General features: G+C 68.8%; 9 protein-coding genes and 1 pseudogene. 6 read left to right on the top strand and 4 right to left on the bottom strand.

Features of this window, described 5'->3' with window-relative positions; all coding sequences use genetic code 11:
- The first annotated feature begins 58 nt into the window (after window positions 1–58).
- From ACLQ26_RS23315 to ACLQ26_RS23305, 3 genes are all read left to right on the top strand, one after another.
- Window positions 59–1,348: an RNA polymerase sigma factor gene (locus tag ACLQ26_RS23315; RefSeq protein ID WP_425746444.1), complete on the top strand. Its 1,290-nt coding sequence runs from the start codon at window positions 59–61 to the stop codon at window positions 1,346–1,348.
- A gap of 576 nt (window positions 1,349–1,924) precedes the next feature.
- A complete protein-coding gene (locus ACLQ26_RS23310; protein WP_425746443.1) occupies window positions 1,925–3,793 on the top strand; it encodes an ABC transporter ATP-binding protein in 1,869 nt (622 codons plus the stop codon).
- The gene (locus ACLQ26_RS23305) at window positions 3,790–5,574 is read left to right on the top strand and encodes an ABC transporter ATP-binding protein (RefSeq protein ID WP_425746442.1); all 1,785 of its coding nucleotides are present in this window, start codon (window positions 3,790–3,792) and stop codon (window positions 5,572–5,574) included. The genes ACLQ26_RS23310 and ACLQ26_RS23305 overlap by 4 nt, the downstream gene beginning before the upstream one ends.
- Before the next feature lie 103 nt (window positions 5,575–5,677).
- Here ACLQ26_RS23305 and ACLQ26_RS23300 read toward each other — a convergent pair whose 3' ends face one another.
- On the bottom strand, window positions 5,678–6,013 hold the full coding sequence (locus tag ACLQ26_RS23300; protein WP_425746441.1) for a YciI family protein: 336 nt from the start codon (window positions 6,011–6,013) through the stop codon (window positions 5,678–5,680).
- A gap of 192 nt (window positions 6,014–6,205) precedes the next feature.
- Here ACLQ26_RS23300 and ACLQ26_RS23295 point away from each other — a divergent pair, with 192 nt between their 5' ends.
- From ACLQ26_RS23295 to ACLQ26_RS23285, 3 genes and pseudogenes are all read left to right on the top strand, one after another.
- Window positions 6,206–7,363: an epoxide hydrolase family protein gene (locus ACLQ26_RS23295; protein WP_425746440.1), complete on the top strand. Its 1,158-nt coding sequence runs from the start codon at window positions 6,206–6,208 to the stop codon at window positions 7,361–7,363.
- Window position 7,364: 1 nt separating this feature from the next.
- The gene (locus tag ACLQ26_RS23290) at window positions 7,365–8,303 is read left to right on the top strand and encodes a cyclase family protein (protein WP_425746439.1); all 939 of its coding nucleotides are present in this window, start codon (window positions 7,365–7,367) and stop codon (window positions 8,301–8,303) included.
- A gap of 386 nt (window positions 8,304–8,689) precedes the next feature.
- Window positions 8,690–9,255, top strand: a pseudogene (locus ACLQ26_RS23285) (ISL3 family transposase); the annotation flags it as partial.
- Here the strand turns inward: ACLQ26_RS23285 and ACLQ26_RS23280 are convergent.
- The 3 genes from ACLQ26_RS23280 to ACLQ26_RS23270 all read right to left on the bottom strand — a co-directional run bounded on the left by ACLQ26_RS23280 (window position 9,256) and on the right by ACLQ26_RS23270 (window position 12,609).
- Window positions 9,256–10,428 (bottom strand): acyl-CoA dehydrogenase family protein, encoded by a 1,173-nt coding sequence (locus tag ACLQ26_RS23280; RefSeq protein WP_425746438.1) that lies wholly within the window; start codon window positions 10,426–10,428, stop codon window positions 9,256–9,258.
- 179 nt (window positions 10,429–10,607) lie between these two features.
- Complete coding sequence (locus ACLQ26_RS23275) at window positions 10,608–11,348, bottom strand: VOC family protein (protein WP_425746437.1); 741 nt, start codon at window positions 11,346–11,348, stop codon at window positions 10,608–10,610.
- A gap of 40 nt (window positions 11,349–11,388) precedes the next feature.
- On the bottom strand, window positions 11,389–12,609 hold the full coding sequence (locus tag ACLQ26_RS23270) for a glycosyltransferase (RefSeq protein ID WP_425746436.1): 1,221 nt from the start codon (window positions 12,607–12,609) through the stop codon (window positions 11,389–11,391).
- Between the last annotated feature and the right edge of the window lie 159 nt (window positions 12,610–12,768).

Here is a 12,768-nt window from a genome sequence, read left to right as displayed (position 1 = left end):
GCTTGTCCGGATCCGTGCCAGTTAGCATTATGGCGGGAGTTCGGGAGAGAGGAACTTCATGGGGCGGCTGACCACCTTGAGCCCGGAGGACCAGGAGGTCATCGTCCGCGCGTTCCGGGAGGAGTCGGGACGAGTCGTCGCGGCGCTGATCCGGCTGACGGGTGACTGGGACCTGGCCGAGGACTGCACCCAGGACGCTTTTGTGGAGGCGCTGCGTACCTGGCCCGAATCCGGGTTGCCGCGCCGTCCTGGCGCCTGGCTCATGACGGTGGCCCGCAACCGGGCCTACGACCGATTGCGGCGCGCCACCACGGAGAGCAGCAAGCTGCGGGAGCTCGCCGCCCTGGCCGTCGACACCGGCTCGGACGACCCCAACGACGCGGGGGCAGAGATCCAGGACGACCGTCTTCGCCTCATGTTCACCTGCTGCCATCCGGCGCTGCCGCTGGAGGCTAGGGTGGCGCTCACCCTGCGTACTTTGGCGGGCCTGACGACCGCGGAGATCGCCCGCGCGTTCCTGCTGCCCGTGCCGACCATGGCCAAGCGCCTGGTCCGTGCGAAGCGGAAGATCGCCAACGCGGCGATACCCTTCCGGGTGCCGCCGCCGAACCTGCTGCCGGAGCGTACGTCTGGGGTGCTGGCGGTGCTCTACCTGTTGTTCAACGAGGGCTACGCGTCGTCCGGCGGCGCGGAGCTGGCCCGTGACGGGCTGTGCATGGACGCGATCCGGCTGACCCGGGCGCTGGTCGGGTTGTTGCCCGGCGAGCCCGAGGCGGCCGGGCTGCTCGCGCTCATGCTCTTGCAGCACTCCCGGCGCCGGGCGCGGGTTGACGCCGACGGTGACCTGATCACCCTGGAGGACCAGGACCGTTCGCTCTGGGACCGGGTGGAGATCGACGAAGCGATCGGCCTACTGGATGGGCTGGGCAGCCAGCGGATCGGCCCATACCAGGTCCAGGCCGCCATCGCGGCCTGTCACGCCGAGGTGTCCTGTGCCGCGGCCACCGACTGGGCGCGGATAGTCGCCCTGTACGGACGCCTCGCGGAGCTGACCCCCTCACCGGTGGTGGAGCTGAACCGGGCGGTCGCCGTAGCCATGGTCGATGGTCCGGAGGCGGCCCTGCGGCTGGTCGATGCCCTGGACGCCTCCGACCAGCTGCGCGACTATCACTTGTTGCCGGCGCTGCGCGCCGACCTACTGCGCCGCCTCGGCCGCCGGGGAGACGCCGCCGCGAGTTACCGGCGTGCGCTCGGGCTCACCGGCAACGAGGCTGAGCGCCGTTACCTGAGCCGTCGGATGGACGAGATGACCGGCGCCGGGACGGGGGCGTGGCCGCCGGGCCCCTGAGCGCCGGCATGCCGCCGATGGCCCCGCCGTTCGGCACCGGGGCGGCGCGCATCGCGTCCCATGAATGGTTGATGGCGTTGGCGGCGAGGGGGAAGCGCCTTCTGCGCAGTTCTGAAGATGAACCGTCGGCACGGCCCGGCACATGATGAGGCGGCGACCTGTCACGGGCACACCGCGCTCGGCGTGGACGTGCCCCATTCCCGCCATTCGCGATATCGGGAGAAACTGTGCCGATGCACGCCAACGGGCTGCTGCGGTATTGGGGGTGCCGAGAAGGACCTCAGGGTGTCGGCGCATTTCATGCTGTCGGTCCCCGATGGAACGACCTACGAGGAGCACATCCGCCCCGCCTTCCGGCGGCTCTGGGACGCCGGCGTCCGGGCGCCCGCTCCGGGTCCGCTCCGGGATGGGCGGATCCAGTTGTCCATTTGCGGGCTCCGCGTTCGTCGTTCTCCTGAATACCCACGATCTCCGAACTGGAGGACCGGTGACAGGTCAGTACACGTGCAGCGTCATCATTCCGAACTGTGACCGCAGGACCCTGCTCAGCTGCGCCCTCGTCGCAGGAGGGACGCGATGACGCCGGAGAACCGCCTGCAGACCCTGGTCCGGCTGACCCGGGACCGGCTGGAGATCGCCCGACTGGCCGGTCGCGCCGGCGCCCCGATGATCGTAACCATCGTGCTGGTCAACCTGGTCGTTGGTCTGTTGCCGCCGGCGTTCGTGGTGGCCTCCTCGATCCTGCTTGGCAAGGTGCCGGCCGCGGTCATCGCCGGCCTGGGATCGCCAGAGTGGGACGACCTGGTGACCGCCTTCCTACTGGCCGCGGCGGCGTTCGTCGGACAGCAGATCATCGCACCGGTGCAGGAATTGCTCGGCAAGCTCGTGGCGCGGCGCATCGACGGCCTGGTCAGCGACGAGCTGATGTCGATCGCGACCAGGACTGCGGGGATCGGCCCCTTGGAGGACCCAAGCCTGGTGGAGCACCTTCGGGTGGCCGCCCGGGAGCTGGAGAACTGGCTGTTCAGCCCTGGCGAGGCCGTGGCCGGCCTACTCGCCCTGATCGGGCGCTACACACAGTTGGCCGGGTATGCCGTGGTGGTCGGCGTGGTGCTGTCGTGGCCCGCCGCGGCGGCGCTGGCCGCTGCCGTGGTGCTGCAGCGTTACGGACAGCGCGGTGGCCTGCGGAAGTTCGCCGAGGAGCGGTTCCTGCTCGACCCGCAGGAGCTGAGGAACGACTACCTGCGTGAGGTGGCCACTGCGGCGGGTTCGGCCAAGGAGATGCGCGTCTTCGGGCTGCACAACTTCTTCGTGGATTTCTGGCGCCAGAGCTTCCTCGAATGGCTGGTGCTGGTGTGGGAGGCGCGCCGGCGGATCTATCTGTGGCAGTTCATCCGGGTCACTGCTGTTGGCCTGGTCATTGCCGGCGCGGTGTTCGCCTTCGCGGGCCGGTCCGCGACGGATGTGACGGCCGGGCTGACCCTGACCGGGTTCGCGATGGTCATGCAGGCGGCACTCGGCGCGCTGCGGCTGGGCGAGTACTGGCCGGAGTCGGACCTGCAGACCGCCCTCGGCATGCACGCCTACCAAAAGGTCAAGCTCTTCCGCGAGGGAGTCGCCGGGCAGGCTGTGCGGGACGAGGCGGCGCCGCCCGCCCCGCCGACCGGGGCGATCCACTTCGACCGGGTGAGCTTCCACTATCCGGGCGACGACCGGATGATCTTCGAGGACCTGGACCTCACCATCCCGATCGGTCAGTGTACGGCCCTGGTTGGCGTGAACGGCGCCGGCAAGACCACGCTGGTCAAGCTGCTCGCCCGGTTGTACGAGCCGACCTCGGGCACGATCCGGCTGGACGGCGTCGACATCCGCTCATACGAGCTGCACGAGTGGCGGGCCCGGCTCGGGGTCACCTTCCAGGAGTTCGCCCGGTTCGAGGTGTCGGCCGCCGACAACGTCGGCTTCGGCGCGGTGGAGCACCTGGACGACCGGGCCGGGATCCGGTCCGCGATCGAGGCGGTGAACCTGCACGAGGTGCTCGACACGCTGCCGCGCGGCATGGAGACCCTGTTGGCCCGGCACCTCGTGGACGGTGCCGACCTGTCCGGGGGGCAGTGGCAGCGGATCGCATTGGCTCGGGCGCTGTTCGGCCTGCGCCACGGCGCCTCGATCCTGGTGCTCGACGAGCCCACAGCCAGCCTGGACGTCCGCGCCGAGGCCGGCTTCTTCCGAGAGTTCACCCAGCTCACGGAGGGTGCCACAACGTTGTTGATCTCGCACCGGTTCTCCACCGTGCGGCAGGCCGATCGAATCGTGGTACTCGACGGCGGCCGGGTAGCTGAGCAGGGCAGCCACGACGAGCTGATGGCCCAGGACGGCGAGTACGCACGACTGTTCCGGTTGCAGGCCGACCGGTTCACCGACGAGACGGCGAGAGTGGCATGAGGACGACGTTGAGCGGGTCCTGGCGGCTGCTGGCGATGGCCTGGCGGGCGAACCGCCGCAAGACCATCGCGGCGACGGGCCTGATGTTGGCCGGTACCGTGAGCGGCCCGCTGCTGGCTCTGGTGCTGGGAATGATGACCGACGCGGTCATCTCCGGACAGGCAGGCGCGGCCGTCTGGTACGGCGTCGCGGTGGCGGTCCTGGCCATGGTGAGCCTTACCTTTGCGCACTTCTCGTACATCTTCTACCAAGAACTGGCCGAACTGGCCGAGCTCGAAGTGGTGCGGGATCTGATCCTGCTCACCAACGGCTCCGAGGGGATCGAACACCAGGAACGCGCCGAGTACGCCGACGAACTGACGGTGCTGCACCGGGAGAGCCGTGGGTTGATCGGTGCACTGGAGTCGCTGTTCGGGATGCTGGGCCTGACCCTGGCCGTGATATTCACCGCGATCCTGCTGGCCGGCCTGAACCCGATTCTGCTGCTACTGCCGCTCGCTGCGGTGCCGCCGCTGATCTGCGGACGCTGGGCCGAGTCGCGGATCGACCGGGCCAAGACCGAAACCGCCGAGCCGACCCGGATCGCCCTCAACCTGTTCCGGCTGTCCACCTCGGCCCGGTTCGCCGGCGAGCTGCGGGTCTTCCGGCTCCGCGACGAGCTGCGCCAGCGGCACCTGCGGGAATGGGAGCGGGCGAGCCGCGGGCTGGTCCGTTCGTACGGGGTGGCCTCCGTGGTCCGGACCCTCGGGCAGGTGCTGTTCGGCCTGGCCTACGTCGGCGCGGTGTTGCTGGTCGTGCGGGAAGCTATCACCGGCCGCAGCACGATCGGCGACGTGGTCCTCGTCATCCTCCTCGCCACCCAGGTCAACCAGCAGGTCACCGTGGCGGTCACGCTGCTCGCCGTCCTGCAGCGGATGGGCAGCATGCTGCGCCGCCTGGATTCCGTGCGGAACCTGGTCGCGGTCGACCACCCGATGCCGGTCGACCAGGAGCCGCCGGCTCGGCTGACCACCGGGATCGAGCTCCGGGACGTGGACTTCACCTATCCGGGCACCAGCGAAGCGGTGCTGAGCGGCGTGTCGCTGAGCCTGCCGCCCGGGGCCAGCGTGGCCATCGTCGGCGAGAACGGCGCCGGCAAGACCACCCTGGTCAAGCTGCTCTGCGGCCTGTACCGGCCGACCAGCGGGCAGATACTGGTCGATGGCACCGACCTGCGCCGGATTCCGGCCGAGTCATGGCGCAGGCATCTTTCGGCGGCCTTCCAGGACTTCGTCCGCTTCGAACTGCTCGCGGGACAGGTGGTCGGTCTCGGCGACGTGACCCGGATGGGAGACGACGGCGCGGTCATCGACGCGCTGGATCGGGCGCAGGGCAGCGACGTCCTGGAGCGGCTGGAGCACGGACTGCACACCCAGCTTGGCCAGAGCTACACCGAGGGTGCCGAGCTCTCCGGCGGTCAGTGGCAGAAGCTCGCGCTGGGCCGGGCGCTTATGCGCGAGAAGCCGTTGTTGCTGGTGCTCGACGAGCCCACGTCGGCTCTGGATCCGCTGGCCGAGCATCGGTTGTTCGAGTCGTACGCTCGGCAGGCCGCGCAGCTGCGGGCCAGTACCGGGGCCATCACCCTGTTCGTCTCGCACCGCTTCTCGACGGTGCGCATGGCGGATCTGATCATCGTGTTGCGCGACGGCCGGGTGGTCGAGGCCGGCAGTCACGATGAGCTGATGCGACGCGGCGAGCTTTACGCCGATCTGTTCAGCCTTCAGGCCCAGGCCTACCGGTAGGCGCGGGAAGGCGGGGACGTGTCAAGCATGAGCACAGCCGACCCGTGACGAGTCAGGGCGCTGCCGGAGCGGGCCCTCAACCGCGCCGCGGTTGAGGGCTGGCTCACCCCTGCCGGAAGGGCCGCAGCTCCAGCACGCCGTGCCGGGCGACCGGGTGCTTGGACGCCACCTCGATCGCCTCGTCGAGGTCGGCACACTCGATAACGTCGAAGCCGGCGATCTGCTCCTTGGTCTCGGTGAACGGGCCGTCCGCTATCAGCACCTCGCTGTCGCGGACCCGTACCGTGGTGGCATCGCTGACCCCCTGCAGCTGACTGCCGGAAAGCCAGACGTTACGTCCGGCGACCTCCGCCCACTGCCCGGGACAATCGGATACCGCCGCATCCTCCGGCGGCAGGACCAGCGACTCGTCGACACAGACCAGCATGAGATATTTCATCGGTACTCCTCCCAGCATCCATCTCTCACGGTACGACGGCCGGCGAGGTCGCGGATGGACAGCAGCGGCGAGTTTTCCGTCGCGAGTTGGTCACGGGAATGCCCGCTCACGCTGAACCGGGTCCGAGCGCCGACGCGGGCAACGGCAAGGAAAGAGATGCACCCTGCTGGTTGTCGCGCCGATCATTACTGCATGCAGCCATTTCGCGTACAGATACCCGAGGCGCAGCTGAACGATCTCAGTCGCCGGTTGGCTGAGGCCCGCTGGCCGGAGAAGCTGCCAGACGTCGGCTGGGAGCGTGGCGTGCCGACGAGCTACCTCAAGAACCTGGTCGATTACTGGCGCACCGACTTCGACTGGCGTGCCGTCGAGGCCCGCTTGAACGGGTACCCCCAGTACACCGCCGACTTCGACGGTACGACCATCTACTTCATGCACGTGCGTTCGCCTGAGCCGGGCGCGATGCCGATGATCATGACGCACGGCTGGCCCGGCTCGGTCGTGGAGTTCCTAGACGTCATCGGACCGCTGACCGATCCCCGGGCCCACGGCGGAGACCCGGCAGACGCGTTCCACCTCGTGGTGCCCTCGTTGCCTGGGTTCGGCTTCTCCGGGCCCAACCCGAACGCCGGCTGGAACAACCTGCGCACAGCCCAGGCGTGGGCGGAGCTGATGCGCCGGCTCGGATACGACCGCTACCTGGCTCAGGCCGCCGACTTCGGCACCGGTGTGTCGCTCACTCTCGCCGGCGTTGACGAGGAGCACGTGGCCGGGGTGCACCTCAACACGCTGCCTACCCCGCCCAGCGGTGATCCGGGCGAGCTCGACAACCTCGACGACGAGGACCGTGCCCGGCTGGCGCGGTCGGCCCGGTTCGTCCGGGAGCTCGCCGGATCGATGAAGCTCCAGGCGACCCGGCCGCACACGGTGGCGTACGCGCTTACCGACTCGCCGATCGGGCAGCTTGCCTGGATCGCCGAGAAGTACAAGGACTGGACGGACTCGGCGAGCGTTCCCGAGGACGCGGTGAACCGCGACCGCCTCCTAGCCATCGCGAGCATCTACTGGTTCACCGGGACGGCTGGCTCCTCGGCCCAGTTCTACTACGAGATCGCCGAGAACCTGCCGATCAACGTGTCCACGGGCCGGTACCCGGCGATCAAGGCGCCGCTCGGTGTGGCGGTGTTCCCGCACGCACCGTTCGTGCCGATCCGGCGCTTCGCCGATCGGGACTTCCCGTCGATCGTGCACTGGAACGAGTTCGACCGGGGCGGCAACTTCGCCGCCCTGGAGGAGCCGGACCTGTTCATCGAGGACGTCCGGGCGTTCCGCCGACTGATCAAGGAATGACATGAGCCAGCAGCCGGCCACGATAGAGGACTTCCGGGCGCTCGGCGCGCGGCTGAGCAACTGGGGCCGCTGGGGCCCCGACGACCAGCGCGGCACCACCAACCTGATCACGCCGGAGCGGCTGGTGGCAGCGGCCGGCCTGGTCCGGCGGGGCAAGGTGTTCGACCTCGGCATCCCGCTCGACGAGAACGGGCCGCAGCCGGGCGGAGGACGGATCAATCCCGTCCACCTGATGTCGGAGACAGGCGCCGAGCAGGTGTTCCCGGGCGGGTTCCGGTTCGCCGACGACTACATCTTCATGGCGCTGCAGGGCTCATCGCAGTGGGACGCGCTGTCGCACGTGTACTACGACGACCGGATGTACAACGGCTTCCCGGCCGGCGGTGTGACAGTCAGAGGCGCCGCGCACTGCGCAATCGACCAGCAGAGCGCGGGAATTGCCGGCCGTGGCGTGCTGCTGGACATCGCGGCGCTGAAGGGCGTCGACTGGCTGGAAAGCGGCACCGTCATCACTCCCGAGGATCTCGACGAGGCGGCCGCGCGGCAGGGCGGCGTCGAGGTCGGCCCGGGCGACATCCTGTTGTTCCGCACCGGCTGGCGCCGCAAGTTCCTGCGGGACGGCGACCGGAACGCGTTCATGGCCGGTGAGCCCGGCCTCGGCCAGATGTGCTGCGCCTGGCTGCGCGACCGCGACGTCGCCGCGGTCTGCTCGGACAACTGGGCCATCGAGGTGCTTCCGGGCGAGAACCCTGACGCGCTGCTGACCGTCCACATGGTTCTCATCCGGGACATGGGCATGACGCTCGGGGAGATCCTGGACTTCGAGGAACTCGCGGCCGACTGCGAGAACGACGGTGTCTGGGAGTTCTTCTTCGCGGCACCTCCGCTGAAGGTGAGCCGGGCGGTGGCGTCGCCGATCAACCCACTGGCGATCAAATAACCGCTCGACCGGGCCGCTCCGTGTGTTTCTCCGCGGAGCGGCTCAACGCTGTCCCCGGTGGTGCCTCGGCTGCATGAAACGGGTCGTGTGACGTGTCTGTGGGTGGTTGGGCGCGTCGTTGGTGGCCCACGCGGACTCCACCAGACTCGGGGCGGTTCACCTTCGAAAGCCCCGACTTCTCGGCCATCGACGTCCGCGACCAGTGGGTGGCGTTACGCGGGGTCTGCTCGAGGGTCGCCACGACGACTTCTTCGACCTTGTCAAGGCGATCGAGGGCGGCAGGCCGGGACGTTGCTCGTCGATCAGGCCGTCGAGGTGTTCGGCGAGGAACCGCCGCCGCCATTTGCCCACTATAGACAGACGAACACGCAGATCTGTTGCCACACAGGGTATCGGCCGACACCGGTGCCGCGGTGGACCGCCTTGAAGGGCTGCGCCGCGTCGGCATCGACGAGGTCAGCTACAAGAACGGCCACCGCTATCCGACCGTGGTGGTCGATGATGACACCGGCTGGTTGGTCTGGGCCGCGCCCGGCAAGAACGCGGCCACCCTCACCGCGTTCTTCGACCTGCTCGGCCCTGAGCGGGCCGCGAAGAACGCGCACGTGTCCGCCGACGGTGCTGACTGGATCACCACCGTTATCCGACGGCGCTGCCCGAACGCCGCGCGCTGCGCTGATGCGTTCCACGTCGTGGCCTGGGCCACCCACGCCGCGGACAGGGTTCGCCGCCAAGCGTGGAACGACGCCATCGGCCGTGGCGCCGGCCGTCGCGGCGTCGCCGTCGGCGCGGCCCGCCAATTGAAAAACACCCGCCGGGCGTTGTGGAAGAGCCCGGACAACCTCACCGACGCCCAGCAGGCCAAACTCGCCTGCACCGAGCTTGGGCGTTGAAGGAAGGCCTACGACTGGTGTTCATGCTCGCCGAGACCAGCCCGACAGCCGCGATCGACCTACAGATACAAAGTGTCCGGTTCGAGCCCGCTCAGCACGCGGCCGTACAGCTCGAGGTTGGTCTCGGGCTGCATCAGGGCGTGCATGTTCATCGCGTCGATGTCGCGGGCGATCTGCTGGATCGGCACGCTCGCATAGATGGAGGAGCCGCCGCTGGCTCGGCGCAGGATGTCCACGGACTCTTGGGCCAGGCGGCAGGCACGTCCCATGTCGACCCGGGCGCGGGCACGGTCCTCGACCGTCCAGGGGTCCGCGGCGGCGTTCTTGGCGTCCGTCTGCCCGGCCAGCCGCTGCGCGTGGAACTCGGCCTCGTCGGCGCGCACGACGGCGTCGGCGAGCTTGAGGTGGGTCACCGGCGCCTCCGCCTGCGAGGCGTACGAGGTGTACGTGATGCCCCGCTGCCCTATCCGCTGGCGGAACTGGTCGACGGCCGCCCGGGCCATTCCGACGGCGAGGCCGGTCACTGAGGCAGCCGCGGTCGCCACGAGCGGAGCGCCGTAGATGCCGGAGCGACCCGACGCGTAGCCGTCGGGAAGCGCGGATACCAGCGGCACAACCCTCGCGGCCGGGACGAACACGTTGTCCGCCACCGTGGTGACGCTGCCCGTCCCGCGCAGGCCCGAGGTGTGCCAGTCATCCACGACCAGCAGGTCCGACAGCGGGGCGAGGGCCATCACCGGCCACGGGTCGCCCCCAGGGCCCGGGGCCATGGCCACCAGGACCTGCCACTGGCTGTGCGGGGCGCCGCTGACGAAGCCCCACTTCCCGTTCACGAGGAAACCGCCGTCGACGGGTGCGGCCGTCGCCGACGGGCTCAGGGTGCCGCACATGCGCAGGTCAGCGTCGGCAAAGACCTCGTCGCGCACCTCCGGCGGGAACAGCGCGGCCATCCACGTGGTGATCCAGTTGACCGCGACGGTCCAGGCCGCGGAGGCGTCGGCCTTCGCCAGCTCGGTGGCCACCGCGACCATGGTGGTCGCGTCGCTCTCGTAGCCGCCGTTGGTCACCGGCACCCGGAGCCGGAACATCCCGGCGTCGGTCAGCGCCTCGACGACCGCGTCATGGACCCGGCGGTTCTCCTCGTTCCAGCCGGCGTGCTCGGTCATTACAGGCGCCAGTTTCGACGCCCGGTGAACCAGTTCGATCTGCGTCGGTAGCTCGGTGAGCTCCATCGCGTCCTCCTCAAGGCCTCGGTCCAGGGGACGTCGTGTGAGAGTCCCTTTCGGGCAGTGCGCCATCGAGAGACGCGAACCGCCCGGTATCCGAATTCTCGCGCCCGCCGGAGCGCTGCTTCACCTTCCTCCGTGCGGCTCAGCCGCACCTTGCTGCGGCACTCACCCACGGGCGGGTTTCACTCCTTGATGACCGACATGATGTTGCCGGCCGGGTCACGGAACCAGGCGATCAGCGGCCCGCCCCCCCGGAACACGCCGTCGTCGTCGACGCCGTCGAACTTTTCCATCTCCACGCCGCGCTCACGCAGCCAGGCCACCGCCGCGTCAATGTCATCGACCGGGAAGTTGAGCATCGTGTAGGTGGCTGGCTCGTGGTTCGGCTTGGGGTATACCAGGATCTCTCGGTTGCCGCCGACATGCAGGTGCAGCATGCCGTACTCCTCGGTCACCGGGATCCCGAGCGTGTCGCGGTAGAACTCCTGCGCACGAGGGATGTCGTCCACCGAGAACCCGTTGAACGCCACCGCGCCCGCGAGCATCCCGGAGCCACCGCGGGCGGCGGCGAGGTACTCCGCGTTGAGCTCGATGATCTGCACGTAGTTGCCGTCCGGGTCCAGCAGTGTGCCGAACAGGCCATCCTTACGCTCCTCCAGCGGCGCGACCCAGGACACGCCCATACCGTCTAGGTGTGCGGCCGCCCTGCGGGCATCCGTGACCTCGAAGTTGAGGATGACGCGCCCGGGTTCCACCGTCGTCGCTGCGACGTCGTCGCGACTGTCCACGAGCACGTCGAACCCGTCGAAGTCGAGAAAGCCGGACGGTTGCTGCAGCGGTTCGAACGCCTTGATGTACCAGGCGCGCAGCCGTTCCGGGTCGGCCGAACCGAGCAGAATGCTGCCGAGTCGTGGCGTTGTCATTTAGGACCTCCACGTCCATCGATTACCTCTGGTCGTCAGCCTATCGAGAAATGGCGGCCGTCTTTTGCATCAACGCGGGCGTGAGGTGTACCGATCCGCCGACTCGGGCGGCCTCCGCCAGGATCTCGGCCGACCAGCGCGGCCAGAGTCCGGCCAGGCGCGACGTCAGGACCACGACATCCACGGCGTTGTCGGTTATCGGGGTGCGGATGCCGATGGCGTGGTACGTGGCACCGAGCTCGGCCACCGCGTCGGCGTCGAAGTCCAGGGTCACCGCGCCGGCCAGTTCCGCCGGCAGGCGGCCACCCGCGCCGAACACCGCGAGGCGGCCGGGTGGTAGCTGCGGCAGCAGATCGGCCACCTCCGCCGCCACGTCGACTGACCGGGCCTGATCGATACAGCCGATCAGGAACCGGTAGTTCTCATCCACCTCCAGCAGGTCATCGTCGTTGTTCAGCAGGTTCCAGGCCAGCTCGGTCATCGGCTCCGGGAACCTGGACATCATCCGGCGCATGTTCACCATGGCACTGGCCAGGGCGTCGGGCAGGGGGGGCCGCTCGTGCGGTGCGTGCACCGCCCAGGCGGTGCGGCTGAGCCGGAATTCGAGGCCGGCCTTGAACAATCGGAAGCCCAGTTCCAGGTCGTCCAGACCCCAGACGACTATGCCCTCGTCGAAGCCGTCCACCCGCCAGTAGTCCTCGGCGGATAGGGAAAAATTGAGCCCCCAGAGCAGGACCCACGGTGCGACCATCCGACCGAGGTCGAAGTCGGTCTTGACGAACGCCGCGTGCCGGGCATCGAAGAAGTCCGCCGAGTCGTGGAGCCGAGCGACGACGTCCTCCGGCAGCGACTCGGCCACTGCCTCGGCCAGACCGGGGGGAGTTTCCTTTTCAAAGTCGTAGCCCCAGGTGTAGCCCACCACGACCAGCCGTTCGCCTTCGGCGTGGGCGGCGACGTGCTCGGTCAAGAAGTCCGGCCCGACGTATACGCCGCTGTCGAGAAAAACCAGCAGCGGCGCGGCGGCCATCCGTGCGCCGGCGTTGCGGGCCACGGTCACCCGGTTGCCCTCGTCCGGCTGGAAGTGGTATTTGATCCGCAGCTGCTGCGACGCCTCTTCGACCACCGCGCGGCTACCGTCCGACGAACCGTCGTCAGCGACGACGACCTCGAATTCGTCGGCCGGCATCCGCTGCCTGGCGAGGTGCCGCAGCGTCTCACGCAGCAATTCGCGCCGGTTGTAGGTCGGGATGACCACCGTCACCCGGGGAACCGAGCTTGCTGTCCTAGTAGCGTCCACCCTGCCAGTGTGCCGACGGCAACTTCCGCGTTCACCTCCCAGAGTGCCGTCCGCGACGCACTCCTGAAGATGCCCACGCGACGACGGCCGGATGACACTTTCAAGGCGTCGCCCGACTCCGGC

The organism is Micromonospora sp. DT43 (assembly GCF_049841645.1).
Lineage (GTDB): Bacteria > Actinomycetota > Actinomycetes > Mycobacteriales > Micromonosporaceae > Micromonospora.
This window is presented reverse-complemented; position numbering and strand designations above follow the sequence as displayed.